Raw genomic sequence first — 23832 nt, forward strand, 5'->3', positions numbered from 1 at the left:
CGTGCCGGTGGGCAGCTCCCGCGGTCCGGCCACGGATGTCCGCGGCTGCGGATACGCTGAAGACCTGATCAACAGGTGTGCGGAGCAAGGAAGTCGGGAAGGCCGCAAGACGACAGTCGCGGCGATCGGGGGCGGGAATGACCGTGGAGAGCGGCTACGCGGATTTCTTCGGTCCGCAGGTGCCGCGCACCGGCGACGAAGGACAGACGCCGACGTTCGCGCTGGCCTCGGCGGCCTACCGGGACAACGAGGCCGACGAGATCCTCAAGGCCAACAACGAGTGGCACAAGTCGGAGGTCGGCAGGCCCCGCATCAAGCTGTTCCGGCCCAATCTGGGTGAGGCGTTCTCCCGGGCGGTCATCGACCGCATGCTGGGATCCGGCCGCGCGCCGCTCATCCAGTCCTTCGGCACCCAGCCGCAGGTCGTGGTCGAGCACGCGCTGGCGGCGCACCGCATCCGCCGTGAGCGGGACAACTGGCTGAGCGCCGTGATGGTCCTGTGCGGGCTGCTCTTCCTGCCCGGTCTGATCGTATGGCTGCTGGTCTTCCAGATCCGTACGACGATGACCCGGCGCGAGGACAAGCGGGCCGGCGCGCTCGCCACCGTCCTGCTGGTCGGGGTGGCCGCGCTCGCCGTGCTCTTCCTGCTGCGCATGCCGTTCGACGGGTTCTGGGGCTGGTACGCGCGCGCATCGGTGATCGCCCCGGTGGTGGGCTGGTTCTGGGCCAAGCGGATCTGCGAGCGCACGGCGAGGGATCTGCGCGAGCGGTGGAGCAGTCTGCTCTCCGGTGGCAGCGTCGGCGCCAAGGTGCCCGAGGCGGTCCCCTCCAGCCCCGGCGAGACGGCGGCCGAGCAGCTGCGCCAGTCCCTGGCCCGGCTCAGCGCCGAGCAGCAGTCCAACTCCGTGTTCTACGCCGGTCCCAAGGGCATACTCGGCATGGGTACGCGCTGGGGCAGCTGGCAGCTCGCCGAGGAGCTGGTGCCGGCCGACGCCGGCCGGGAGATCAACCCGTTCCGCAGCTGGGACGTCGTCAGGGCCATCCACGACCGGCTGCGGATGCTGGAACGCGGCCCGCTGCACACCGGGGGCTTCCCCAAGCCGTCGGTACGGCACTGGATCGTCACGCCGATCGGGGAGAACGCCACGGCGGTGTCCCGTCCGGAGGGCACGGACGTCGAGGCGTACCAGATCAAGTCGCACGCCATACAGGACATCTGCAACAAGCAGCAGTTCGGCGCCGGTGACCGGCACTACCTGGGCGTGCAGTGGACGCTGTGGGACGGCCAGCTGGTGATCACCATGCTGATCACCGTGACGGTGCTCCACGAGACGCTGCGCATCGAGGTGACCGGCCACGCGCTGGGCCCGGTGCACTCCCTGTTCACCAGCGCGCCCGCGGCCAAGGAGAAGGAGGTCCAGAAGTCGATCAGGTTCTGGGAGACCCGGAAGGTGAAGCTCCCGCTGGTCGACGCGGACGAGGTGGTACGCCTGGCGGCCCGGGCGCCGCTGACCTGGTACCCGCCGCTGCTGTACTGGCTGGGCGGAAAGCTCAGTCTGCCGGAGCCGTTCGGTCTGCGGCACGCGTGGGCGGACAAGCCGTGGCGGCACCGCTTCATGGCGGACGACGCGTTGCGTGCGGCGGCGCCGGTGCTGCGGGTGGTGCACTCGGCGGCGATCAAGGTGCTGGAGGAGAACGGGGTGGACACGGAGAAGTTCGGTTCGCGGTCGTCGTTCCTCAGCACGGCGGTGCAGGACGCCTCGCCGAGGAAGGCGGACGTGTACGACGCGTAGGCCTCCGGCGGTGGGGCGGGGACAGGGCGTCGTGGTCGCCGGCGGCTCGCTCCCGGACCCCCGGCGGCCTGGACGGCCTCGCCCCGGAACGCCGGGCGGGCCGGTCGGTGCCGGCCCGCGCGGGCATCGTCGTCAGTCCGTCGGCCAGGCCTCCGCGAGCATCTTCCTCGTGTCTCCGAGGAGCTGCGGGAGTACCTTCGTGTGTCCGACCACCGGCATGAAGTTGGTGTCGCCGCCCCAGCGCGGGACGACGTGCTGGTGCAGGTGGGCGGCGATACCGGCGCCCGCGACCGTGCCCTGGTTCATGCCGATGTTGAACCCGTGCGCACCGGACGCCGTCCGCAGCGCGGTCATCGCCTGCTTGGTGAGGGCGGCGAGCTCCGCGGTCTCCTCGGGCGTGAGCTCCGTGTAGTCGGCGACGTGCCGGTAGGGCACCGTCATCAGGTGACCGCCCGTGTACGGGTACAGGTTGAGCACCGCGTACACCAGTTCACCGCGCCGCAGGACCAGTCCGTCCTCGTCGGACTTGGCCGGGATCGAGCAGAAGGGGCAGCCGTCGTCGGCGCCCGGGCCGGTCGGCTTGTTCTCGCCCTGGATGTACGCCATCCGGTGAGGCGTCCACAGACGCTGGAACGCGTCCTGCGTGCCCACTCCCGACTGCTGCTCCGGCTCACTCGTCATGTGTGCAGCATATGGCGTGAGCCGGGGACCGCGGAAAAGGCCCCCGGGATCGCTCCCGGGGGCCGTTCGGTCGTTTCCGTGGTCAGACCTGCGTCCGCTCCCCGACGACCTTGGCGATCTTCGCGATGGCCTCGTCCACCGGGATGCCGTTCTCCTGCGAGCCGTCGCGGTAGCGGAACGACACCGCACCGTTGGTCATGTCCTCGTCGCCCGCGATGACCATGAAGGGCACCTTCTGCTTCTGGGCGTTGCGGATCTTCTTCTGCATGCGGTCCGAGGAGGAGTCGACCTCGACGCGGAGGCCCTGCTTGCGGGCCGCGTCCGCGAACTTCTCCAGGTACTCGACGTGCGCGTCGCCGATCGGGATACCGACCGCCTGCACCGGGGCCAGCCAGGCCGGGAAGGCGCCCGCGTAGTGCTCGAGCAGTACCGCGAAGAACCGCTCGATCGAGCCGAACAGCGCGCGGTGGATCATGACCGGGCGGGTCTTGGAGCCGTCCGCGGCCGTGTACTCCAGGTCGAAGCGCTCCGGCAGGTTGAAGTCGAGCTGGATGGTCGACATCTGCCAGGTGCGGCCGATGGCGTCCTTGGCCTGGACGGAGATCTTCGGACCGTAGAACGCGGCGCCACCCGGGTCCGGGACCAGGGGCAGGCCCTGCTTCTCGGCGACCTGGCGCAGCGTCTCGGTGGCCTCTTCCCACGCCTCGTCGGAGCCGACGAACTTCTCCGGGTCCTTGGTGGAGAGCTCCAGGTAGAAGTCGGTCAGACCGTAGTCGCGCAGCAGGTTCAGGACGAAGGTGAGCGTCTTGTCGAGCTCCTCCGACATCTGCTCACGGGTGCAGTAGATGTGCGCGTCGTCCTGGGTGAAGCCGCGGGCGCGGGTCAGGCCGTGCACGACGCCCGACTTCTCGTACCGGTACACCGTCCCGAACTCGAAGAGGCGCAGCGGCAGTTCGCGGTAGGACCGGCCGCGCGCGTCGAAGATCAGGTTGTGCATCGGGCAGTTCATGGGCTTGAGGTAGTAGTCCACGCCCTCGTCGAGCTGCATGGGCGGGTACATGCCGTCGGCGTACCAGTCCAGGTGGCCCGAGGTCTCGAAGAGCTTCCCCTTCGTCGCGTGCGGGGTGTAGACGAACTCGTAGCCCTCCTCCTCGTGGCGGCGGCGCGAGTAGTCCTCCATGACCCGGCGGACGATGCCGCCCTTCGGGTGGAAGACGGCGAGGCCGGAACCGATCTGCTCCGGGATGGAGAACAGGTCCAGTTCGCTGCCCAGCTTGCGGTGGTCGCGCTTCTCGGCCTCGGCGAGGAACTCCAGGTGCGCCTTCAGCTCGTCCTTGGACGGCCAGGCGGTGCCGTAGATGCGCTGGAGCATGGGGTTCTTCTCGCTGCCGCGCCAGTAGGCGGCCGCGTTGCGCATCAGCTTGAACGCCGGGATGTTCCGGGTGGTGGGCAGGTGGGGACCGCGGCAGAGGTCCTTCCAGCACAGCTCGCCGGTCTTGGCGTCCAGGTTGTCGTAGATCGTCAGCTCGCCGGCGCCGACCTCGACGTCCGCGCCGTCGTCGTGCGAGGCGGAGCCCTTGAGACCGATCAGCTCCAGCTTGTACGGCTCGCCGGCGAGTTCCTCGCGGGCGGCCTCGTCGGTCACCACGCGGCGGGAGAAGCGCTGGCCGCGCTTCTGGATCTCCTGCATCTTCTTCTCGACGGCCTTGAGATCCTCGGGCGTGAACGGCTTGTCCACGTCGAAGTCGTAGTAGAAGCCGTCCCGGACCGGCGGGCCGATGCCCAGCTTGGCCTCGGGGAACAGCTCCTGCACGGCCTGGGCCATGACGTGCGCGGTGGAGTGGCGCAGGATGTTCAGGCCGTCCTCGGAGGAGATCTCGACCGCCTCGACGGTCTCGCCGTCCCCCACCTCGTAGGCGAGGTCCTTGAGCTCACCGGCCACGCGTGCGGCGACGACCGTGCGCTCACCGGCGAAGAGCTCGGCGGCCGTGGTGCCCGTCGTCACCACGCGTTCTTCCCGCTCGGAATCGCGCTGGATGATCACACGGACGTCTGACACCGGTCTCTCCTGACTGAAGGCTGTGGTCGCGGCGCCATACCGGAGCGCACGCATGGGTGCGATCGTACCGACCCGGGCGGGTGCTCCGCGAAATCACGGTCCGTCGTCGGGGCCGCAAACCTCGCCGAAGGGGGCCACGGTCCCGGCGTTCGCCCGGAGCGCCTTGAGCAGGCGGTCCCGCTCGGCGTCGTCGACCTGGACCGGCGCCAGGTCCGTGGCGCCGGTGAGCCGCCGGAAGCCGCCCCGGCTCTCCAGCCGGCCCCGCACACGGACCGGCAGTCCGACGAGGTGGGCGTGTCCGGCGACGCGGTAGTCCTCCTCGCCGAGCACGGCACGGACCTGGCCGATCTCGGCTCCGGCGAGCACCCGCAGCCGGATCACACCCTCGCCGCGGGGTCCCGGCCGGTGCATCCGTACCACGGTGCCGGTGATCCGTACGGTGACGGGCGGCTCCGCCCGCCGGTAGCGCGGGCCGGCCTCGCGCAGGACGGGCAGGTCACCGGGTGAGAACTCGACGGGTTCCGGTGCGGCGGCGCAGCCGCCGGGCACTCCGGCCGCGGGAGCCCAGGCGACGCCGACCCGGGCGCCCTCGGTGCCGCGGACCAGGGCGACGAGGGCCTCGGTGAGCTCGTGGCTGGCGCCCGCCGCGACGGCGGTGTCGAAGGCGTCCATGCCGCCGGTGGCGCGGCGGTAGTCGATGGCCTCGCGGACGGCGTACAGGGCGTGGTGGAGGCACACGGCGAGGGAGCGGCCGGTGGTGACAGGCGCGAAGGCGGTGAGCCGGCGTCCGCCCGGCGCGGGCCCGACCAGGACGGTGTCCAGCGCGGCGGCCGCCGGGCGCCGGTGCCGGGCGCCGTGGAATCCGGTGCGGGCGCGGGTGGCGAGGGCGGCGGCGAGCAGGATGCGGCGGGCGGCGGAACGCAGGTGCTCCTCCGCGGTCCACGCGGTGGCACCGCCGGGACCGGCAGGTATGTCGCGCCACCAGTGGATCTCGTCGCTGGGCACGGCCAGGGCCAGCAGGATCTCGCGGGCGCGGGGGGTGCCGCCGCGGGCGAGGGCCTGCAGGGCCTCGCCGAGCAGGTCCTCGCTGTCGGGGAAGGCGCGGCTCTCCGGCACGAGGAGACTGGTGCCGGTGCCCGGTCCGGGCGGGATCCACCGTCCGTAGTGTCCGGTGACGCCGCCGCGGCGCTGCCAGCCGTGCCGCTGGAGCAGGGCGGTCAGCACGGCGGGGTCGGTGTCGGCGGCCTGGGGCGGGCGGCCGCCGAAGGGGGTGCCGGCGGGGTGGGGGCGGGCGGACCGCGGGGGTTCCCCGGTCGGGAGGTGCGTCACGGTGTCCCTCCGGTCCCGACCCGCGTCATGATCTCGCACAGCGCCCGGTCGTCGAAGATGCGTGAGGTGGGGACGCGCACGGTGGTGCGGTGCCGGCCGGTGACCGGGTGCCCCGCGAGGTTGGTCCAGTAGCAGCAGTGCCGCAGGTCGAGGCGGTCGTGGCCGGCGCGCAGCCAGTCGTCCCGGGAGCGCGGCACGATCATCACGACGAGGATCTTGTGCACGGCGACCGGGGTGCGGGCGAGTTTGGCGAGGTGGGCGTTGTCGAGCGTGAAGGAGAAGAACCGGCCGGGCGGGCCGGGTGCCACCTGGTAGGTAGCTTTCAGCTGCACCTTGATGGTGACCTCGTCGTCGACGGTGTGACCGGCGGCGCTGTGGCTGACGTGCCAGTCGATGCCGTTGTCCGGGAAGGGCTGGGAGAGCGAACAGCCCGCCGCGGCGGCGACGGCGTGCAGATAGCCGACCTGCAGGGTCTCCATGCAGGCGGTGGTGGCGAGGGTGCCGCGAGAGGCCGGCGTGCGCTCGGGCAGCAGCCCGCCCCGTTCGGGCTGCGCGATGGCCATGGCCAACAGCCTTCCAGAACAGTGTTTTCCCCGTGCGGGTCACTGAACTGCGAAGACCCGTACTCCTGTTGTCTCCTTCCGGCGTACGGCGCAAACAGCCCGGGTATCACCGCTTCGGGCAGTGGACTCCGTGTCAACTGCCGATGGTGGACGAGGGGTTGTTGGGTATGGGGAGCTGGTACGAAGGGCCGTTGGCCGCTTTCGACACGGAGACGACGGGTGTGGACGTCGAGACCGACCGCATCGTGTCGGCCGCCCTCGTCGTCCAGGACGCACCGGGCAGCCGGCCCCGGGTGACGCGCTGGCTGGTGAATCCGGGGGTGCCGGTGCCGGCCGCGGCGACACGGGTGCACGGGCTGACCGACGAGCACCTCCAGCGCAACGGGCGCTGGCCGGCGCCGGTGATGTACGAGGTGGCCCAGGCGCTGGCGGAACAGGCGCGGGTGGGCCGGCCGGTGGTGGTGATGAACGCGCCGTTCGATCTGACGCTGCTGGACCGGGAGTTGCGCCGGCACCGGGCGTCGTCGCTGGGCCGGTGGTTCGAGCGGTCACCGCTGCTGGTGCTGGATCCGTGGGTGCTCGACAAGCACCTGGACCGCTACCGCAAGGGGCGCCGCACCCTGACCGACCTGTGCGCGTACTACGAGGTGCCGCTGGAGGGGGCGCACGAGGCGGCGGCGGACGCGGTCGCCGCGCTGGAGGTCGCCCGGGCGGTGGGGCGTCGTTTCGCGTCCCGTCTCGAGCGACTGTCCCCCGGTGAGCTGCACACCCTGCAGGCGCTGTGGCACGCGGCGCAGGCGCGGGGCCTGCAGTCGTGGTTCGCGCGCACCGGTACGGAGGAGGTCGTCGACCCGGCCTGGCCCCTGCGCCCGGATCTTCCGGCGGCGGCGTGAGGGAGTGCCGCGGGGCGCAAAAAAGCCGGTCCGTCGGGGACGGACCGGCTTTTCCCGGTGGGCGATACTGGGTTCGAACCAGTGACCTCTTCGGTGTGAACGAAGCGCTCTCCCACTGAGCTAATCGCCCGGGAACGCACTGAACCATACAGGTCCGGGCGGCCTTCCTTCAAACCGCTTGCAGGTGCGCGGCCAGTCCCCGCCGGCCGGCCCGCATCATCGCCGCGTGGTTGAGGCGGAAGACGGGCCGGGCGGGCACGGCGAGCAGGCGCAGCAGCCGCTTGCGGACGTCGACCTCCTGCTCGTAGTGGGCGAGGCAGCCGTGGTCTCCCAGGCTGGTGACCGTCCAGCGGGCCCAGCCGTCGATGTCGCCGGACAGGCCCGCCTCCAGGACGCCGGTCTCCCGGTCGCGCCGGCCCTCGCGCACGGTGGAGGTCAGGTCGTAGGGCAGGAGGGAGCGGATGGTGACGATCCCGCTGGTGTCGTCGAGCCGGGTGAACTCGCGCACCTGGGGCCACCACAGGGGGTAGTCCTCGATCCGCTCCAGTGCGCCGTACACCGTCGCGGCGGGCGCGGACAGGGTCCACAGAGTGCGGAAGCGGTAATGGTTCCAGTCCATGTACGGAGTGTGCCCGCCCGCGCCCGGGATGTGCGGCTACGGCATCCGGTCTCCGAGCAGTGCCAGGTTCTCGATGGCGGCGAGGCCGTAGAGGGCGGTGTCGTTGGTGGAGACCCAGGTGGCCTCCGCTCCCGCGACCAGGGCGGCCGGGCCGCTCACCCTCTCGGTCTTCCAGGGTGCCGATTCCCTGTACCCGTCGGAGTCGTAGAACTTCCGCCAGGCCCGCTGGGCGAGCTTCTCGTCGCCGGTCCGTACGGCGGCGTAGGCGTCGAGGCGGGAGTGGCCCTGGAAGAGGATGAGGTTGCCGAAGTCGGCGCCGTAGCGCGCCGCCTGTTCGCTCTTGCTCGCGTTGAAGTAGCGGCAGTAGTCGTAGTAGGCCTCGGCGAAGTCGGGCATGTCGACGAGGTCGATGAGTTCGGCGCACAGTTCGTTCAGGCCGAAGACGGCCGAGAGGTGGGAGACCTCGACCTTCGGGGTGCCGGCGACGGCGAACCTGCCGGTGTCGAGGTCGTACAGGCCGCTGCCCTGGACGAAGCCGTTGGGCTGGGCGGCGATGGTCTCCATGGTGGAGAGCACGCGGTCCCTGGCCTTCTCCCACTTGGGGCCCTTGCGCTCCCACTCGGTGAGCCAGGCGGAGACCAGTCCGCTCCAGTCGGTGCCGAAGCCGATGGACAGGGCGTTGCGGTCGGGTGTGTAGGGCTCGGTGCGGATCTTGCGCAGGGGGTCGAGGGCGAGGAAGGTCTCGTCGGAGTCGACGCACGCGTGCATGAGGTCGCCGACGCGTTCGTCGGCGGTGAGGAAGTAGTAGTAGCGGCGGTAGGTGGTGTTGGCGATGCGCTGCTGTTTGGCGCTGTCGGCGTAGTGCTGGACCCCGTGCCGGGTGCCGAGCCCGGCCCACTCGCCGAGGTGGTAGACGTCGACCTCGCCGGTGTGGCGGGTCATGGCCTCGGCGAAGCGGAAGATGTCGGCGCGGCCGGAGCGCAGGTAGGCGTACCAGAGCCACAGGTCGGGTGAGAGTTCGGAGTTGTCCCAGGCGTAGCCGCCGACGTCGTAGCGCCACTGGTGCCGGACGGTGTCGTAGGTGTGCATGATGTCGCCGTAGTCCCAGAAGCCGTACCAGCGGCGCTGCTCCACCTGGTCCTTGTAGTAGGTGAAGAGGAAGTCGAGGTGGTCCTCGATCCTGGCCTTGGCCGGTGTGGAGCGGTCGGGTTCGGCGTACAGGCCCTTGCCGAAGACGCCGGCGCGGAGGAGCTGCCGCGGCGGGGCGGCGAGCTGCGGGAGGACGCGTACGGCTCTGACCTGTTCGGCGAGCGTCTCGGCGGCCGGGGTGGACGCGTTGGCCCAGAAGAGGAGTTCGGAGGTTCGGGCGATGCCGTAGGGGGTGCCGAATCCGGATTCGTAGTCCTCGTAGGTGATGTTGAGGCCTTCCAGCTGTTCGGGGAAGGTGTCCTGGCCCAGGCCGTCGTGGTAGAAGCGCAGGTCCATGGGCTGTGCCTCGGGCGACCAGAGCCAGAGGGTGACCTCGGCCGCGTCGGTGTGGGCGTCGCGGACGTCCAGCTGGGCGGGGTACTTCTCCCAGAAGTCGCGCAGGCCGAAGGAGAGGCCGCCGCCGGCGCCGCCGACGTAGCCGAAGCCGGAGGCGCGCCGGCCGCCTCCGGCGCCGATCCAGCCGTGGCCCTTCCTGGTGCGCTTGCGCAGGGTGAAGCCGTCGGCGGAGAGCTGGGAGAGGGTGTAGTCGCCCCATGCGGGGATGTACTGGAGGCGGGTGGTGACCCGCTGGTCCCAGGTGGCGGGGTCGGGCAGTCTCTCGCCGGCGAACTGGGCCGCCTGGACGGCCGCGCCCGGGTCGCGGCGCAGTCCGGTGATGCCCTTGACCGCCTCGCGCAGCAGACCGGTGCCCTCGCCGCCGAGGCGGATGTGGCGGTCGTAGGAGGCGTCGCGCAAGGGCACGGTGAAGCGGACGCCGAGGCCGCGGACGAAGTCACCGCTCGCCCTGCCCGGTTCCTGCTTCCCGTCGTAGGTGACGGTGTGCACCATGCGGAAGGAGTCGGCGCCCGCGTAGAAGTAGAGGCGGACCGAGAAGGGCAGCAGGTCACGGCGGCCCTTGCGGTGCTTCCCGTCGATGCGGACGACCGCGCGGACGGGGCCCTCCTGCTCGACCGTGACCGCGGAGACGGTGCCGTCGAAGCGTTCGGTCCTGACCGTGGTCCGGTCGCCGTCCTCGTACTCGGGCTGGCGCAGGAGGACGAGGCGGCCGTCGCGGGCGATCTCGGTGGAGCCGCGGCGGACCGACTGGACGAGGGTGGCGCCGGACGTGCGGATCCGGGCGCTGATGACACCGGTCGAGATGTCGACGGTGCCGCCGCGCCGGTCGACGGTGACCTTCGTGCCGGGCGGCGCGGCGGGCGCCCCGGGGGTCAGGGTGAGCTGTCCGGAGCCGGAACCGACGGCGTGCGCCGTCCACTTGAGGGATCCGTCGGGCCAGTAGGCGATCGGCCAGGACTGGACGGGGACGGACGTCCCGTCGGCGTCGGTCAGCCCGAAGGTCTGGTCCTCCCGGTGGACGCCTCGGGGCCAGGGCACGCCGACGGTGGAGCCGGGGGCCGCGCCGAGGCCGCCCTCCTCCAGCCAGTCGAGGGTGACCGGGTCGGAGTCGGCGGCTTCCGCGCGGGGCGCGGCGGCGGCGCTCCGCGCTCCCGGGGCCCAGCCGGCCTGGGCGGCGGCTCCGGCGACGGCGGCCGCCTTGAGCAGGGTCCTGCGGGGGATGGGGGACATGGCCTTTCCTTTCCGTTCCGAGGTGCAAGGTGATGTCAAGGGCATGACAGGCAAGCCGTGCGGGGGCGCCGGCCCCAGTGGGAGGGGGCGGCCGGTCAGCGGTGCCGGTACCGCTCCTCCACGGCGACGGCCGCCGCCGCGACGGCTCCCAGGACGGGAACCGCCAGCGGCGGGACGAATACCGCGGACAGGGCCACGACGGCCAGGCCGCACACGACCAGGAAGGACCCGGCGGGGTCGAGCACGGTGCGCCGCCCGGCGTCCGCGAGCGCGGTCCGCCAGGCGGTGCCGGGCGCCCAGACGGCGGCCGCCCGCAGCAGGGCCACGGCGGCCCCGATCAGCGCGACGACGCCGACGGCACCGACGACCGGACCACCCGGAAGTCCGGCCCGTACGGCGAGGACGTCCACCCACACCGCGCCCGCCACGGCCCACCCGGCGAGCCCGACGACCCACCCGCCGCGCAGCGCCGTACGGAAGTCCCGGGCGAACTCCCCGAGGCCACCGCCCTGATGGGTGGTACGGCGCCGCAGGTGCCGGGCGCCGGCGGCGAAGGCCGCGGGATAGCTGACGACCCCGAGACAGGCCACGGCGATCCAGACGCCGGTCAGCAGGCACTCGGCGAAGACCGCGAAGCGCTCCCCGGACACGGACTCCCTGCGCGAGGTGCGTGCCTTCACGCGTGCTTGCGCCATGACGGCGGCCTCAGCCCTTCAGTCCGGAGGTCGCCATGCCGTCGATCAGGTAGCGCTGGAAGGCCATGAAGAAGGCGATGACCGGCACCAGCGCCACCAGCGACATCGCGATCATGCTGCCGTAGTCGGAGATGCCCTCCTGGTCGCGGAACATCATCAGGCCGAGCGAGACGGTGTACTTCTCGGGGGTGTTGAGGTAGATCAGCGGCCCCATGAAGTCGTTCCAGGCGTTGATGAAGGTGAAGATCGCGCTGGTGATGATCGCGGGCCGGCTCAGCGGCAGCACGATCGACCAGTAGGTGCGCAGGTGCCCGCAGCCGTCGAGCCTGGCCGCCTCGTCCAGTTCCCTGGGCAGTCCGCGCATGAACTGCACCATCAGGAAGACGAAGAAGGCCTCCGTGGCCAGGAACTTGCCCGCGACGAGCGGCACCAGGGTGTCGGTGAGCTCGAGGTTGCGGAAGAGCACGTACTGCGGGATGAGCAGGACGTGGTACGGCAGCAGCAGCGTGCCGATCATCAGCGTGAAGAGCAGGTTCCGCCCCGCGAAGCGGATCTTGGCGAAGGCGTAGGCGGTGAGCGAGCTGGACAGGACGACACCGGCCACGGCGAGGACCGCGTACACCAGGGAGTTCCAGAAGAAGCTGCTGATGGAGATGCCGGAGATGCCGTCGGCGAGGCCGGAGAAGTTCTCCCATACCGGCTCGGCCGGCAGCAGGTCGAGGCCGGCGATGATGTCCTTGCTCGGTTTGAAGGAGGCACCGACCACCCAGATCACGGGGTAGAGGACGACCGCGAGGACGGCGAGCGCGCCCACGTGCCAGGCGATGGACCCGGAGCGCCGCCGCTCGCTCGCGGCGGGCAGGGCGGGGCGGGTGGCACTGGTCACTTCGCGGCCTCCTCGTAGTGCACCCACTTCTTCTGCGACCAGAACAGGACCGCCGTGACCAGCGCCACCGCGATCACCAGCGTCCACGCCATCGCGGAGGCGAAGCCCATCTGTGCCTCCTTGAAGCCCTTCTGGTACAGGTAGCAGGTGTAGACGAGCGTGGCGTCGGCGGGCCCGCACCGGGTGTCGGAGACGACGTAGGCGGAGCCGAACACCTGGAACGCGTGGATGGACTCCAGCAGCACGTTGAAGAACAGCACCGGGGAGATCATGGGCAGGGTGATGTTCCAGAACCGGCGCAGCGGGCCGGCCCCGTCCACCTCGGCGGCCTCGTACAGCTCCCGCGGGACCTGCTTGAGGCCGGCCAGGAAGATGACCATGGGGGCGCCGAACTGCCAGATGCTCAGGGCCACCAGGGCGTAGATGACGTAGTCCGGGTTGCCGATCCAGCCGCCGGCGTCGAAGCCGAGGACCTTCTGGGTGCGGTCCACGACCGCGTCGTCGGAGAACAGCGCCCGCCATACGAAGCCGACGGAGACACTGGCGCCGATGAGTGAGGGCAGGTAGAACGCGGCCCGGTACAGGCCCTGTCCGCGCCGCCGCTGCGCGAGGAGCAGGGCGACGCCGAGCGCCAGCAGCAGCTTCAGGGGGGTCGCGACGACGACGTACTCGAGGGTGACCTCCACCGACTTCTGCCAGCGCGGGTCCTGGAACATCGTCGTGAAGTTGTCCAGCCCGGTCCACCGGGGCGGCGTGAACAGGTTGTAGCTGGTGAACGCGTAGTAGAGCGACGCGATCATCGGCCCCGCCGTGAGCAGCAGGAACCCGGCGATCCAGGGCGACATGAAGAGGTAGCCGGCGAGATTCTCGCGGCGCCGGCCGTGCCGCGCGGCCGCGGGCGGGAAGGGCCGCTCACCGGCCGGGCGCACGGGCGCATCCTTGACGAGCGTCATCGTGGTACGTCCCCTCAGCCGGCGAACGCGGCCTTGGCCTCGCTGAACAGGGCCTTGGCGGCGTCGGCCGGCCTGGTCCTGCCCTGGGCGACCTCGCCCCCGATGCGCAGGAAGGCCGCCTCGATGACGTCGGCGCCCGACGGGTGCGGGGTGATCTTCCCGAGGACGCCGGCCGCGGCGACCTCTTCCTCGTAGGCCGCGACGCCTTTGTTGCTGGGGTCGGTGGGCTCGAACGCCTCGTACTGCTCGGTGGTGGCGAGGAGGCCGCGGTCGTAGCCCATGATCTCGCCGACCTCGGGGTCGTGGACCATGAAGTCGATGAACTGGGCGACCTCTTCGGGGTGCTTGGTGCCGGAGAAGCCGCTCAGCATCAGCGACCCGAGGTACTGGCCGGTGTTCTTGCCGTCCGTGGTGGGGATCGGCGCGAGACCGTAGTCCGATTCGCCCTCGCCCTCGTAGCGGATGGAGAAGTTGTCCCAGGTGAACTCGGACGCCGCGAGGCCCGCCGAGAGCGCGGACTTGGGCTTGACCTGCTCGACCTTTTTCGGGTCGGCGACGAGTCCGGACTTCACCCGCTTGAAGCCGTCCTCCCACCACTCGGTCAGGTCGTCCTCGGTGAAACCGAGATCGGTGTCCGTGAAGAAGGCCTTGCCGTTCTGGCGGAGGTAGAGGTCGTACAGGTACATGATGCTGAAGTAGCCCGTGTCTCCGGCGATCTTCAGCTTGTCCTGGATGGTCTGCAGCGCGTCGAAGTACTCGTCCCAGGTCCAGCCGAACGTCGCGTCCACCCCGGCCTTTTCGAAGGCGTTGAGGTCGATGACGAGCGCCATCGTGTTGGCGCCGACGGGGACGGCGATCTGCTTGCCGTCGACCTGACCGTTCGCCAGGACGCCGTTGCGGAAGTTCTCCAGGCTCAGATGCCCGGCGTCCGCCTGCGTCTTGAGATCCAGCAGGACACCGCGCTTGTCGTACTTGCGCAGGAATCCGACGGCATTCTGGAAAACGTCCGGAGGATTCCCGCCGGAGGCCTGGGTCTGGAACTTCTCCCAGAAGGCTTCGTAGTCGGTGAATTCCGGCTTGACCTTGATCTTCGGGAACTTCTTCTCGAAGAGCGCGATCGTCTTCCTGATGGCGATGGTGCGCGGCTCCCCGCCCCACCAGGCGTAACGGATCGTCACCGTTCCGTCGCCCGATCCGCTGCCACCACCGCAGGCGGTGGCCGTCGCACCGAGCCCCGCGACGGCCAGCGAGGCGCCCGCCGCTTTGAGGATCGTGCGCCTCTCCACATTCCCACCCTGCTGCATGTGAGCCTCCCCGCGACGTTCGCGTCCGCCTCATGAATCGTTTCAAGTAAGCGCTTGCTGGCACAAGCTACGGAGGGCCTACGAGCACGTCAATGATGCGGACAGGAATTCATGACCGCCCCGCGCCGCGCGAGGACGGGGGCGGCTCCGCCCGAAGGGCCCGGCGGGGCGGGAGACGCCCAGGTCGGCGCCGCGCGGCCGACGGACCGAACACCGGGGAGCCGGCCGGGGCGGACACGCGGCGAGGTCACGGTTGGGTGAAGGCGACCGGAAGCGGAACGACCGGGCGGGAGCGGGGTGACGGTCCGGCCCCCGAAACACGGCGGCCCGGCTCACGGTTCGTGAGCCGGGCCGTCCGATGATCCGGTGGGCGATACTGGGTTCGAACCAGTGACCTCTTCGGTGTGAACGAAGCGCTCTCCCACTGAGCTAATCGCCCGGACGCAGGAAGAACATTACCCCATGTCAGGGGGTGCCCCTGACCAGCGGGGGCCGGTCGGCCCGACCCCCGCCGCGGGTCACTGGTTCTCGATCTTCCAGGGCATCACGAGACCGAACTTCCACAGATAGAAGCCGGTCACCGCGGCCACGATCACCAGCCCGACCGAGGTCAGGATGATGTTGCGACGCCGCACCTTGGGGTCGAGGGCACGCTGGGCCGCCTCGGTGACCTTGCGCTTGGTCCAGCGCAGCACCAGCTGGGCCCAGGCGAACTCGGTCGCCCAGATGGCCATGCCGCCGAAGATCACGACCCACCCCGGGCCCGGCAGCACGAGCATCGCGGCACCGGCCGCCACGACCGCGAGGCCGACGACGAAGACGCCGACCTGCCAGCTGAGGTGCAGCGCGCGGCGTGCCTTGACGAATTCCGGCGCCCTGGACCCGAGTGCCCGCTCGTCCCGGCTCTCGCTCTCGTCCACCGTCACCCCGTGAGCCGCCGCCGTGGCCTCGACGGAACTGCTACTCCCCGTGTTCATACGGCCAAACACTACCCGAGCGAAACACATCACCGGAATGGGTGCACGAGGCGAACGATCTTACGGCCGGAAGAGTTACGTAAACGCACGCAAAACACGCAGAGGGGTTTACAACGGCACCGTAGGTGGCATGTCGATTTCGCCGACGTGCGAATCCCCGAGCGCACACTGAGCGAAAGGCCCTGGCGCTTATGAACACCACGGTCAGCTGCGAGCTGCACCTGCGCCTCGTTGTGTCGAGCGAGTCCTCCCTGCCTGTCCCCGCAGGCCTGCGGTACGACACGGCCGACCCCTACGCCGTGCACGCCACCTTCCACACCGGAGCCGAGGAAACCGTCGAGTGGGTGTTCGCCCGCGACCTCCTCGCCGAGGGACTTCACCGCCCCACGGGCACCGGCGACGTCCGTGTCTGGCCGTCGCGCAGTCACGGCCAGGGCGTCGTGTGCATCGCCCTCAGCTCACCGGAGGGGGAAGCCCTGCTCGAGGCCCCGGCCCGGGCCCTGGAGTCCTTCCTGAAGCGCACAGACGCCGCCGTGCCGCCCGGTACGGAACACCGGCACTTCGACCTCGACCAGGAGCTCTCGCACATCCTGGCGGAAAGCTAGGCGAGGCTCACCAAGCCGCCCGGCGCCGTCGACTCGGGGTGACGGCTCGGGCCCGGACAGCCGCCTGCGGACAGCCGCACGCGGCTCGCACTCAACGGCGCCGGCGCCGCGGTTCTCCGCGGGTCGGCGCCGTTGCGCGTGTGCGCTCCGCAGGCGGCGTGCGTGCGCGCTCCGTAGGCGTGGTGCGACGCGGTGACGCGGGTGGTGTGCGTGCGCGCTCCACCAGGCGCGGGACGGGGCCCGGCGGGCCTCGGTGTGGGGGGTGCGGCGTCGATTCGAAGCCATGTGCGGAGGGCAGGACGCACGGCGCACGCCGGAGCCACTACCATCGGCCAGCATCGGCGGGCGCCCGCCCGTCCCCAGGCCAGGGAGCGAATCGTGCTGATCACCCACGACACCCGGTGCGCGCTCGACACCGTGGTGGATCTGGTGAATTCCGCCCCGGAGGACGACGCGGGTGCGGACGGACTGCCGGACGTCGCGGCCCTGGAGGCCTTCGTGCGGGAACACGAGGTCAGCGAGGTCGGGGTGCTCGGGGAGGCCGATCTCGCCGCGGTGCGCAGGCTCCGTTCCCGGTTCGCGGCGGTCTTCGCGGCGCCCGACGCCCGCAGTGCGGCCGGTCTGATCAACGAGCTGATCGCGGCCGCGGGTACCACCCCCCGGCTCACCGACCATGACGGCTACGACTGGCACGTGCACTACTTCGCGCCGGGCGCCTCCGTGGCCGACCATCTCGCCGCCGACTGCGGGATGGCGCTGGCGTTCTTCGTGGTCGCCGGGGAGCAGGAGCGGCTGAGGCGCTGCGAGGCCCCGGACTGCCGGCACGCCTTCGTCGACCTCTCCCGCAACCGCTCACGCCGCTACTGCGACAGCCGCACCTGCGGCAACCGCCTCCACGTCGCCGCCTACCGGGCCCGCCGCAAGGAGGCGGCACGCTGAGAGGCGGCCCCGGGCCGATGCCGTGCCGACGCGGTCCCGACGGGTGACGCCGGGTACCGCGGGTACGGCTCACAGCCACAGCAGGTCGTGCAGGGCAGCCGTGAGCAGCAGACACCCGATCACCGCAAGGAAGATCATCAGCGGTGGCTGGGAAAGGGCGAAGAGGCATCCACGCGGCTCGTCCTGCTGCGGCGCGGCATCGCTCTGTGTCGTGTCCAGCATCTCGCCGCGATGATGACGCATCGGAAGCTCCCGACGCGATCAACACTCACGGAAAGCGTGGGAGCTCGCGGAATACGCGATCTTCGTTCCCTTATGTGATCACTTGCGGGCGTTCCGGGGCGTCCTGTGACGTTTCCGCCGTCCCGCGGGCTTCAGATGCCGTGCTTCTTGAGGATGGCCTCGATGTCGCTGAAGTCGTCCTCGCTTCGCGACGCCGGCGCCTGTTTCGCCTGCTTGGCCGCCGGGCGGGAGCCCTGCCCCAGGGCGGGCGCCGATGCGCCGGGCGCCACCGCGTCGGAGGACCCGGCGGCCCTGGCGGCCTTGCGCTCCTTGCGGGTGCCGCCCCGGCGGCGCTCCACCATGCGCGTGGTCGTGAACAACACCCAGGACAGGCCCAGCAGTCCGAAGCCCGCCCAGGCCGTCGGGCTGAAGGCGGTGTCGGCCAGCCATTCGACGATGCCGGTCATCACCAGGGCGACGGGCACGAGCGAGTAGGCGGCGATACGGACGGCGGCCAGGAAGCGTTTGCGGTAGGCCGTGACCACCGCGATGCCCAGGCCCGCCGCGGAGACGGCGGAACAGACGGTCTCGGCAATCATCCGGTCCTCCAGGCGGCGTGCGGTCGCGGCGGTGCTGCGTTCCCCTCCATCCTGCACCTGCCGGGCCCCGCGGGGCCATGTTCCCGCCCGACATCAGGGACATCTCCGGGTCGGCTCCTCCCCAGGTCCCGGTGCCGGCCGGGGCGGGACGGTCCGGCTTGGGCGGTCGGCGGCCGGGCTGGAAGACTGTGGTCCATGAGCGACTCCTCCCCCGTCCGTACCGCCGCCGCCCCCGTCCTCGACGTCTGGTGCGAGCTGCAGTGCCCCGACTGCCGAAGCGCCCTCGACGACGTCCGTGCCCTGCGGGCCCGTTACGGCGACCGGCTGGAGCTGCGCCTGCGGCACTTCCCGCTGGAGAAGCACAAGCACTCCTTCGCCGCCGCCCAGGCCGCCGAGGAGGCGCTGGAGCAGGGTCAGGGGTGGGCGTACGTCGAGGCCGTGCTGGGGCGGGTCGAGGAGCTGGACCGCCGCGGTGAGGCGTTCCTCGTCGAGGTCGCCGGGGAACTCGGCCTGGACGCCGAGGAGTTCGACACCGCGCTGATCGACGGACGGCACATCCTGATCGTCGACGCCGACCAGGCGGAGGGCAAGGCGATCGGGGTGACCGGCACGCCGACGTACGTCGTCGGCGGTGAGCGCCTCGACGGCGGGAAGAGCCAGGAGGGGCTGCGCGAGCGCGTCGAGGAGATCGTGGACCGGCTGCTGGCCGGGTAGCGGGGCCGGCCCGGGCGCCGGCCGCTACACCAGCGCCTTGTACACGGAGTACCGGGTCGTGCCGTAGCCGAGCGAGTCGTAGAGCCGCTCGGCCGGTGTGTTGCCGGCGAAGACGTTGAGCGCGAGGACCCTGTGGCCGGCGGCGGCCGCCTGGGCCTCGGCGAGCAGCATGAGGGTGCGGCCGTGCCCCCGGCCGCGGTGCGCGGGCTCCGTCCGGACGTCGAAGACGTAGGCCTGTTCCCCGTTCACCGCGAGCCACAGGGTGCCCACGGGGGTGCCCCGGTGCTCCAGGACGCTGAAGAGCATGCCCTCCGTGGTGCGGCCGCGGGGCAGCAGCGCGGCGTTGTCGTTCGCCGCCTTGGTCCGCGCCTCGGCCTCGGGCACCCCGCGCTCGGTCCAGTTCCGCGCGTACTCCTCCTGGCCCCTGGCCGTCCACGGCCCGAACTCCGCCTCGGTCATGGGCCGGCCCACGCTGCCCTCCGGCAGGGCGGGCGGGGTGTCGCCGAGGGGTTTGTCCATGTTCCGGTTGCGGACGACGTAGCCGAGGGCGGTGGCGAGCCCGAGGGCGGTGGCGGACCCGGCGGGGACCGTCGCTTCGATCCGCCGGCAGCCCCAGCCGCGGGCCACTTCCTCCGCCGCCAGCGCCGCCACCGTGCCCCGGCCGCGCCGCCGGTCCGGTTCCTCGATGGTCAGGCTCATGATCCGGGCCACGGAGTCGCCGAAGACGGGGTGCGTGCCGAGGTGGACGGCCCCGACGGGACGGCTGTTCACACAGACCTGGTAGCGGCGCGAACGCGTGCCGTCGGGATTCCGCTGGAGCGGCTCGGAAGGCCGCAGGGTGGTGGTCATCACGGAAGTTCTACCCGCCTGCCCCTCGCCCACCACTCTCGGGTCAGTGCTCTGCCCCCTTCGTCCGCAGCCCGGTTCAGCGCACGTGCCCGGCCGTCACGGATCGAGGTCGGCGCCGGAGCGCTCGTCGAAGATCCGCATCGCCTTGGCGGTCACCGGGCCCGGCGCGCCGGGCAGTTCACGGTCGTCGACACGGTGCACGGCCTGCACGTCGCGCAGGGTGGAGGTCAGGAAGACCTCCTCGGCCCGCTCCAGCACGTCCAGCGGCAGGTCGGTCTCCTTGGCGCCGGTCCACTCGACGGCGAGGGCCCGCGTGATGCCGGCGAGGCAGCCGGAGGCGAGCGGCGGGGTGTGGAGCTCGCCGTCGAGCACGACGAAGACGTTCGACCCGGTGCCCTCGCAGAGCTGCCCGACGGTGTTGCCGAACAGGGCCTCCGAGGCGCCGTGTTCGTGGGCGCGGGCGAGGGCGACGACGTTCTCGGCGTACGAGGTGGTCTTCAGGCCGGTGAGCGCGCCGCGCTCGTTGCGGGTCCAGGGGACGGTGACGACCGCGGTGGAGTCGGGGCGGCGGGTGGTCCCGCCGAGGGCGACGACGAGGGTGGGGCCGCGGTCGCCGCGGTCGGAGCCGAGCGGGCCGTACCCGCCGGTGTAGGTGAGCCGCAGGCGCCCGAGCGGCATGGGGTTGGCCTCGAGGACGGCGGCGCAGGCGCGGCGGACCTCGTCCAGGTCGGGGTCGGGCAGGCCGAGTCCGCGGGCGGACCGGGTCAGCCGGTCCAGGTGCCGGGTGAGCGCGAACGGGCGTCCGTCCACCGCCTTCACGGTCTCGAAGATGCCGTCGCCCACGGTCAGTCCGTGGTCGAAGACGGAGACGCGGGCGGACTCCGTGTCCTGCAGCCCGCCGTCGAGCCAGATCTTCACGTCCAGGTCCCTTCACTCACCTCGTACGTCCCCGACGCTACCGCGAGCAGCCGGGAGGCCTTCAGCTCGGTCTCCCGCCACTCCCCCTCGGGGTCGGAGCCCCAGGTGATGCCGGCGCCGGTGCCGAAGCGCAGCACGGCGGCGCCGGACGCTTCCCGGTCGATCCAGAAGGTGCGGATGCCCACCGCCAGCACGCCGGTGCCGCGGTCGGCGTCCACCCAGCCGATGCCGCCGCAGTAGGGGCCGCGGGGCGCGGTCTCCAGCGCGTCGATGATCCGCAGGGCGCTCGACTTCGGCGCGCCGGTGACGGAGCCGGGCGGGAACGCGGCCGGGAGGAGTTCCGGCCAGCCGGCGCCGGCACGCAGTTCGCCGCGCACCGTCGAGACCAGGTGGACCAGGCCCGGGTGCTTCTCGACGGCGCACAGGTCGGGCACCGTCACCGTGCCGGCGGCGCAGACCTGTCCGAGGTCGTTGCGGACCAGGTCGACGATCATGACGTTCTCGGCGTAGTCCTTCTCCAGCAGGTCGGCCTCGGTCCTGCCGGTGCCCTTGATCGGTCCGGACTCGACGGTCCGGTCCTCGCGGCGCAGGAAGAGCTCGGGCGACGCGGTGGCGATCTCCACCCCGTGCTCCGGCAGCCGAAACGTTCCGGCGTAGGGGGCGGGGTTTCCCCGGGCCAGCAGGGCGGTGAGGGCGTCCACGTCCGCCTCGGACGGCACGGGCGCGGACAGGACGCGGCAGAGGTTCGCCTGGTACACCTCGCCGGCGGCTATGTGCTCGCGGACGCGGCGGACGGCCGCCGTGTACGCGGCGCGGTCGAGGGAGGACGTCCAGTCACCGGCGGCCGGTCCCCGCCAGGCGCCCGGCACCGGCGCGGGAACCGGCCGCTCGCGGACCTCGCGGAAACGGGCGCAGGTCAGACGGCCCTCGAAGTCGGCGGCGACGGCCCAGAAACCGGCGGACTCCAGGGCGGCGGGGTCGTCGGTGACGTCGGCGAGTCCGGTGGCGACGAGGTCGCCGAAGCGGGCGAGAGGTGGGAGGTCCAGCACGTGTCGAGTCTATGGCGGGCCCGGTTCCGGTGCCGTAGACGTGCCGGTCGGGGGCCGCCGGCCACGTCCGCGAGCAGGCGCAGCGCAGCACGCTGCACAAACGGGTTTTTGTGCTGGCCCCGGAATCCGCTAGAGTTCAGTTCGTCGCCGGGAAGCGCAAGCCGACCGAACCGACAGGCGGACGTAGCTCAGTTGGTAGAGCGCAACCTTGCCAAGGTTGAGGTCGCGAGTTCGAACCTCGTCGTCCGCTCGAAGGAAGAGGGGACATCCCGGTCCCCTGCACTCCTGGTGGAGTGGCCGAGAGGCGAGGCAACGGCCTGCAAAGCCGTCTACACGGGTTCAAATCCCGTCTCCACCTCCAAGGACGATTAGCTCAGCGGGAGAGCGCTTCCCTGACACGGAAGAGGTCACTGGTTCAATCCCAGTATCGTCCACTGGATCCCTGGATCCCCCGCGCGATTAGCTCAGCGGGAGAGCGCTTCCCTGACACGGAAGAGGTCACTGGTTCAATCCCAGTATCGCGCACGCAGTGCCCATGATCCGCTCCGCGGAGTGGTCGTGGTCCCGAGGACGATTAGCTCAGCGGGAGAGCGCTTCCCTGACACGGAAGAGGTCACTGGTTCAATCCCAGTATCGTCCACACACCATCCGAAGCCCCCGGTTCCCGACCGGGGGCTTCGGCGTATGTCAGCTGGAGAAGAGCATGTGGCCGAAGCTCTTGTGGCGGCGGTGGCCGTAGTGGCCGGCGTGCGGCGCGCCCCACGCGGGCGGCTGTGGGGCCGCGGGGTACGCCTGCGGGGCGGCCGGGGCGGCCGGGGCGGCCGGCGGGGCGGGAGGCGCGGGCTGGGCCCACTGGGACTCCAGGCGGGTCAGCGACTCCAGCTCGCCGTAGTCGAGGAAGATGCCTCGGCACCCGCTGCACTGCTCGATCTGGACACCGTTGCGGTTGTAGGTGTGCATCGGGGCACGGCACTTCGGACACTGCATGATCGGTTCAACTCCTCGCCGGTCGTTCCCTCTTCGCGTATCGCCAGGACAGACTCCGTCCGGCCGCGGGTCGGTTGCACCCTACGTCGCGGAACTTCCGCTCAGTCCGGCGGGGACGAGGGCCGGACGGCCTCCATGCGCGCGCAGGCGTCGACCAGCGAGCGCTCCACCTCGTCCAGCGGCCGGTCCGCCGCGACCGCCTTCGCCACGGCACGGGCCGCGGTCTGCGCGGTGAGGGCCCGCGCCGGCACGTCCAGCGTGGTCCAGGGGTCGCCGTCCGGCGGTACGGCCGGTCCGCGGGCCGTGCGGTAGGCGGTGAGGAAGCGGTGCCACTCGTCGGGCGCGAGCAGTCCGCAGGCGTACCAGGCAGCGGGGCGGGCCAGGTCCCACGCCGGGACGCCGGTGCCGAGGTCGTCGATGTCGATCAGCAGCCAGGGGGCTTCGCGAGCGGGGGCGGGGGCGGGGGCGAGGGCGGGCGTCGGGGTCACCGCCGGGGGGCGTACGAGCTGGCCGAGGTGGAAGTCCCCGTGGCAGAGGGTGGCGGTGTCGGGCATGGGGGCCACGCCGCGGGCCCAGGCGGGGAGGGTGGCCCAGGCGTGCAGCACCGGCGCGGTGGCGGGGTGGCCGGGTGCGGTGGCCCGGAGGGCGGCGACGGCGTGGGCGGCCTTCGCGGGGCCGCGCATGGGGGGCACGGGGACGGGGGGCGGAGTGCGGTGGAGGCGGGCGAGGAGGGTGGCCGCGGCCTCCCAGGGGGCGGCGTCGGGGTCGTCCGGGTCCACGGGGGTGCCGTGGGGCCAGTGGGTGACGAGCCGTCCGCGCAGGTCGACGGGCGTCGGGGCGAGAGGGGGGAGGAGGATGCCGGGGAGGTGGGCGGCGGTGCCGAGGCGGGGGGTGAGGTGGTCGCGGTCGGTGCCGGGGGCGTGGGCTTTGGCGACGGTGCCGGCGTGGTGGACGACGGTGGTGTCGTCGCGGGCGGTGAGGGTTCCTGCGGGGCAGGGGCAGGGGCGTTCTGTGTCGCTGACGCTGACGCTGTCGCGGGCGTGGGCGTGGGCTGTTGCCGTGACGTGCGCTGTCAGGGCGCGGAGGAGGTCCGGGGGCACGGGGCGAGGGTACGGGGTGCTGGTGGGGCGCCGTGTGCCGGTGCTGTGCAGCCCGGTGCTTGTGGTGTGCCGAGCGTCGGTGCGGGCCGGCGGTGTTCGCGCTGCCCGGCGCTTGCGGGGTGCCGTCGCGCCCACCCGTGCCGCCCCAGCGGCACGACTGCCCGCGGAGGCGGTGGAGTGGCGGGCGCGGGAGACGCGGAGGCGGCGGAGGGGCGGGCGCGGAGGGCGGCTGGGAAACGGGACGTGCGGAGGTGGCGGAGGGGGCGTGGAGGATTGGGGGTGGAAGGGCAATGCCGGCGCAGCTCCCCAGCTGCGCCGGCATT

The 23832-nt window shown here is 71.6% G+C and carries 23 protein-coding genes and 7 tRNA genes; 10 read left to right on the forward strand and 20 right to left on the reverse strand.

Features of this window, described 5'->3' with window-relative positions; all coding sequences use genetic code 11:
* Window positions 1-137 precede the first annotated feature (137 nt).
* A complete protein-coding gene (locus tag IE118_RS24885; protein ID WP_189560266.1) occupies window positions 138-1793 on the forward strand; it encodes an AbeC-like domain-containing protein in 1656 nt (551 codons plus the stop codon).
* Between the two features lie 132 nt (window positions 1794-1925).
* Here IE118_RS24885 and IE118_RS24890 read toward each other — a convergent pair whose 3' ends face one another.
* The 4 genes from IE118_RS24890 to IE118_RS24905 all read right to left on the reverse strand — a co-directional run bounded on the left by IE118_RS24890 (window position 1926) and on the right by IE118_RS24905 (window position 6425).
* Window positions 1926-2474, reverse strand: coding sequence for an HIT family protein (locus IE118_RS24890; protein ID WP_189560267.1), 549 nt, complete (start codon window positions 2472-2474; stop codon window positions 1926-1928).
* Between the two features lie 82 nt (window positions 2475-2556).
* The gene (gene thrS, locus IE118_RS24895; protein WP_189560268.1) at window positions 2557-4533 is read right to left on the reverse strand and encodes a threonine--tRNA ligase; all 1977 of its coding nucleotides are present in this window, start codon (window positions 4531-4533) and stop codon (window positions 2557-2559) included.
* 93 nt (window positions 4534-4626) lie between these two features.
* Complete coding sequence (locus IE118_RS24900) at window positions 4627-5862, reverse strand: hypothetical protein (protein ID WP_189560269.1); 1236 nt, start codon at window positions 5860-5862, stop codon at window positions 4627-4629.
* The gene (locus IE118_RS24905; RefSeq protein ID WP_189560270.1) at window positions 5859-6425 is read right to left on the reverse strand and encodes a DUF4365 domain-containing protein; all 567 of its coding nucleotides are present in this window, start codon (window positions 6423-6425) and stop codon (window positions 5859-5861) included. Before IE118_RS24905 ends, IE118_RS24900 begins: the two co-directional genes overlap by 4 nt.
* Before the next feature lie 167 nt (window positions 6426-6592).
* Here IE118_RS24905 and IE118_RS24910 point away from each other — a divergent pair, with 167 nt between their 5' ends.
* Complete coding sequence (locus IE118_RS24910; protein WP_189560271.1) at window positions 6593-7318, forward strand: 3'-5' exonuclease; 726 nt, start codon at window positions 6593-6595, stop codon at window positions 7316-7318.
* Window positions 7319-7376: 58 nt separating this feature from the next.
* Here IE118_RS24910 and IE118_RS24915 read toward each other — a convergent pair.
* The 9 genes from IE118_RS24915 to IE118_RS24955 form a co-directional block, all read right to left on the reverse strand.
* Window positions 7377-7448, reverse strand: a tRNA-Val gene (locus IE118_RS24915).
* A gap of 39 nt (window positions 7449-7487) precedes the next feature.
* Window positions 7488-7937 carry an SRPBCC family protein gene (locus tag IE118_RS24920; RefSeq protein ID WP_189560272.1) on the reverse strand — a complete coding sequence of 150 codons (450 nt, stop codon included), beginning with the start codon at window positions 7935-7937 and terminating at the stop codon, window positions 7488-7490.
* Between the two features lie 36 nt (window positions 7938-7973).
* Window positions 7974-10712, reverse strand: a complete 2739-nt coding sequence (locus IE118_RS24925) for an exo-rhamnogalacturonan lyase family protein (protein WP_189560273.1) — start codon at window positions 10710-10712, stop codon at window positions 7974-7976.
* A 95-nt stretch (window positions 10713-10807) separates the two neighbouring features.
* A complete protein-coding gene (locus IE118_RS24930; RefSeq protein ID WP_189560274.1) occupies window positions 10808-11407 on the reverse strand; it encodes a hypothetical protein in 600 nt (199 codons plus the stop codon).
* Between the two features lie 10 nt (window positions 11408-11417).
* On the reverse strand, window positions 11418-12293 hold the full coding sequence (locus IE118_RS24935) for a carbohydrate ABC transporter permease (protein ID WP_189560275.1): 876 nt from the start codon (window positions 12291-12293) through the stop codon (window positions 11418-11420).
* Window positions 12290-13246, reverse strand: a complete 957-nt coding sequence (locus IE118_RS24940; RefSeq protein WP_189560276.1) for a carbohydrate ABC transporter permease — start codon at window positions 13244-13246, stop codon at window positions 12290-12292. Before IE118_RS24940 ends, IE118_RS24935 begins: the two co-directional genes overlap by 4 nt.
* A 14-nt stretch (window positions 13247-13260) precedes the next feature.
* Window positions 13261-14550 carry an ABC transporter substrate-binding protein gene (locus IE118_RS24945; RefSeq protein WP_189560277.1) on the reverse strand — a complete coding sequence of 430 codons (1290 nt, stop codon included), beginning with the start codon at window positions 14548-14550 and terminating at the stop codon, window positions 13261-13263.
* 367 nt (window positions 14551-14917) lie between these two features.
* A tRNA-Val gene (locus IE118_RS24950) sits at window positions 14918-14989 on the reverse strand.
* A 79-nt stretch (window positions 14990-15068) separates the two neighbouring features.
* A complete protein-coding gene (locus IE118_RS24955; RefSeq protein WP_189560278.1) occupies window positions 15069-15527 on the reverse strand; it encodes a TIGR02611 family protein in 459 nt (152 codons plus the stop codon).
* Between the two features lie 191 nt (window positions 15528-15718).
* Here IE118_RS24955 and IE118_RS24960 point away from each other — a divergent pair, with 191 nt between their 5' ends.
* Together IE118_RS24960 and IE118_RS24965 are read left to right on the forward strand one after the other, a co-directional pair.
* Window positions 15719-16132 (forward strand): SsgA family sporulation/cell division regulator, encoded by a 414-nt coding sequence (locus tag IE118_RS24960; RefSeq protein WP_004002642.1) that lies wholly within the window; start codon window positions 15719-15721, stop codon window positions 16130-16132.
* A 378-nt stretch (window positions 16133-16510) separates the two neighbouring features.
* Entirely contained in the window at window positions 16511-17071 is a 561-nt protein-coding gene (locus IE118_RS24965; RefSeq protein ID WP_189560279.1) for a CGNR zinc finger domain-containing protein, read from the forward strand.
* Between the two features lie 69 nt (window positions 17072-17140).
* Here the strand turns inward: IE118_RS24965 and IE118_RS24970 are convergent, their stop codons facing one another.
* The gene (locus tag IE118_RS24970) at window positions 17141-17314 is read right to left on the reverse strand and encodes a hypothetical protein (protein WP_156698612.1); all 174 of its coding nucleotides are present in this window, start codon (window positions 17312-17314) and stop codon (window positions 17141-17143) included.
* Window positions 17315-17445: 131 nt separating this feature from the next.
* The gene (locus IE118_RS24975; protein ID WP_189560280.1) at window positions 17446-17892 is read right to left on the reverse strand and encodes a hypothetical protein; all 447 of its coding nucleotides are present in this window, start codon (window positions 17890-17892) and stop codon (window positions 17446-17448) included.
* A gap of 195 nt (window positions 17893-18087) precedes the next feature.
* Between IE118_RS24975 and IE118_RS24980 the strand changes: the two genes are divergently transcribed.
* Window positions 18088-18606, forward strand: a complete 519-nt coding sequence (locus IE118_RS24980) for a DsbA family protein (protein WP_189560281.1) — start codon at window positions 18088-18090, stop codon at window positions 18604-18606.
* 24 nt (window positions 18607-18630) lie between these two features.
* On the opposite strand, the gene IE118_RS24985 is transcribed toward IE118_RS24980, so the two are convergent.
* The 3 genes from IE118_RS24985 to IE118_RS24995 all read right to left on the reverse strand — a co-directional run bounded on the left by IE118_RS24985 (window position 18631) and on the right by IE118_RS24995 (window position 21422).
* Window positions 18631-19455, reverse strand: a complete 825-nt coding sequence (locus tag IE118_RS24985; RefSeq protein ID WP_189560282.1) for a GNAT family N-acetyltransferase — start codon at window positions 19453-19455, stop codon at window positions 18631-18633.
* A 96-nt stretch (window positions 19456-19551) separates the two neighbouring features.
* On the reverse strand, window positions 19552-20373 hold the full coding sequence (locus IE118_RS24990) for an aminotransferase class IV (protein ID WP_189560283.1): 822 nt from the start codon (window positions 20371-20373) through the stop codon (window positions 19552-19554).
* The gene (locus IE118_RS24995; RefSeq protein WP_189560284.1) at window positions 20370-21422 is read right to left on the reverse strand and encodes a chorismate-binding protein; all 1053 of its coding nucleotides are present in this window, start codon (window positions 21420-21422) and stop codon (window positions 20370-20372) included. The genes IE118_RS24990 and IE118_RS24995 overlap by 4 nt, the downstream gene beginning before the upstream one ends.
* A gap of 177 nt (window positions 21423-21599) precedes the next feature.
* On the opposite strand from IE118_RS24995, the gene IE118_RS25000 reads away from it, so the two are divergent.
* From IE118_RS25000 to IE118_RS25020, 5 genes are all read left to right on the forward strand, one after another.
* Window positions 21600-21672, forward strand: a tRNA-Gly gene (locus IE118_RS25000).
* Window positions 21673-21709: 37 nt separating this feature from the next.
* Window positions 21710-21783: transfer RNA gene (locus IE118_RS25005), tRNA-Cys, on the forward strand.
* A gap of 1 nt (window position 21784) precedes the next feature.
* Window positions 21785-21856, forward strand: a tRNA-Val gene (locus tag IE118_RS25010).
* A 19-nt stretch (window positions 21857-21875) separates the two neighbouring features.
* A tRNA-Val gene (locus IE118_RS25015) sits at window positions 21876-21947 on the forward strand.
* Between the two features lie 43 nt (window positions 21948-21990).
* Window positions 21991-22062 (forward strand) — tRNA-Val (locus tag IE118_RS25020).
* A gap of 47 nt (window positions 22063-22109) precedes the next feature.
* On the opposite strand, the gene IE118_RS25025 is transcribed toward IE118_RS25020, so the two are convergent.
* Window positions 22110-22409 (reverse strand): TFIIB-type zinc ribbon-containing protein, encoded by a 300-nt coding sequence (locus IE118_RS25025; protein ID WP_189560285.1) that lies wholly within the window; start codon window positions 22407-22409, stop codon window positions 22110-22112.
* 101 nt (window positions 22410-22510) lie between these two features.
* Window positions 22511-23509: a phosphotransferase gene (locus IE118_RS25030; RefSeq protein ID WP_189560286.1), complete on the reverse strand. Its 999-nt coding sequence runs from the start codon at window positions 23507-23509 to the stop codon at window positions 22511-22513.
* Window positions 23510-23832 lie beyond the last annotated feature (323 nt).

The sequence above is a fragment of the Streptomyces pilosus genome, assembly GCF_014649835.1.
GTDB classification, from domain to species: Bacteria; Actinomycetota; Actinomycetes; order Streptomycetales; family Streptomycetaceae; genus Streptomyces; species Streptomyces pilosus.

Excerpts from the sequence above, each read along its gene's own strand:
- IE118_RS24980 (WP_189560281.1), top strand. The coding sequence starts at position 18,088 with ATGAGCGACTCCTCCCCCGTCCGTACCGCCGCCGCCCCCGTCCTCGAC.
- IE118_RS24985 (WP_189560282.1), bottom strand. The coding sequence starts at position 19,455 with ATGACCACCACCCTGCGGCCTTCCGAGCCGCTCCAGCGGAATCCCGAC.
- IE118_RS24885 (WP_189560266.1), top strand. The coding sequence starts at position 138 with ATGACCGTGGAGAGCGGCTACGCGGATTTCTTCGGTCCGCAGGTGCCG.
- IE118_RS24910 (WP_189560271.1), top strand. The coding sequence starts at position 6,593 with ATGGGGAGCTGGTACGAAGGGCCGTTGGCCGCTTTCGACACGGAGACG.
- IE118_RS24940 (WP_189560276.1), bottom strand. The coding sequence starts at position 13,246 with ATGACGCTCGTCAAGGATGCGCCCGTGCGCCCGGCCGGTGAGCGGCCC.
- IE118_RS24890 (WP_189560267.1), bottom strand. The coding sequence starts at position 2,474 with ATGACGAGTGAGCCGGAGCAGCAGTCGGGAGTGGGCACGCAGGACGCG.
- IE118_RS24925 (WP_189560273.1), bottom strand. The coding sequence starts at position 10,712 with ATGTCCCCCATCCCCCGCAGGACCCTGCTCAAGGCGGCCGCCGTCGCC.
- IE118_RS24920 (WP_189560272.1), bottom strand. The coding sequence starts at position 7,937 with ATGGACTGGAACCATTACCGCTTCCGCACTCTGTGGACCCTGTCCGCG.
- IE118_RS24960 (WP_004002642.1), top strand. The coding sequence starts at position 15,719 with ATGAACACCACGGTCAGCTGCGAGCTGCACCTGCGCCTCGTTGTGTCG.
- IE118_RS25025 (WP_189560285.1), bottom strand. The coding sequence starts at position 22,409 with ATGCAGTGTCCGAAGTGCCGTGCCCCGATGCACACCTACAACCGCAAC.
- IE118_RS24975 (WP_189560280.1), bottom strand. The coding sequence starts at position 17,892 with ATGATTGCCGAGACCGTCTGTTCCGCCGTCTCCGCGGCGGGCCTGGGC.
- IE118_RS24905 (WP_189560270.1), bottom strand. The coding sequence starts at position 6,425 with ATGGCCATCGCGCAGCCCGAACGGGGCGGGCTGCTGCCCGAGCGCACG.
- IE118_RS24955 (WP_189560278.1), bottom strand. The coding sequence starts at position 15,527 with ATGAACACGGGGAGTAGCAGTTCCGTCGAGGCCACGGCGGCGGCTCAC.
- IE118_RS24945 (WP_189560277.1), bottom strand. The coding sequence starts at position 14,550 with ATGCAGCAGGGTGGGAATGTGGAGAGGCGCACGATCCTCAAAGCGGCG.
- IE118_RS24970 (WP_156698612.1), bottom strand. The coding sequence starts at position 17,314 with ATGCGTCATCATCGCGGCGAGATGCTGGACACGACACAGAGCGATGCC.
- IE118_RS24930 (WP_189560274.1), bottom strand. The coding sequence starts at position 11,407 with ATGGCGCAAGCACGCGTGAAGGCACGCACCTCGCGCAGGGAGTCCGTG.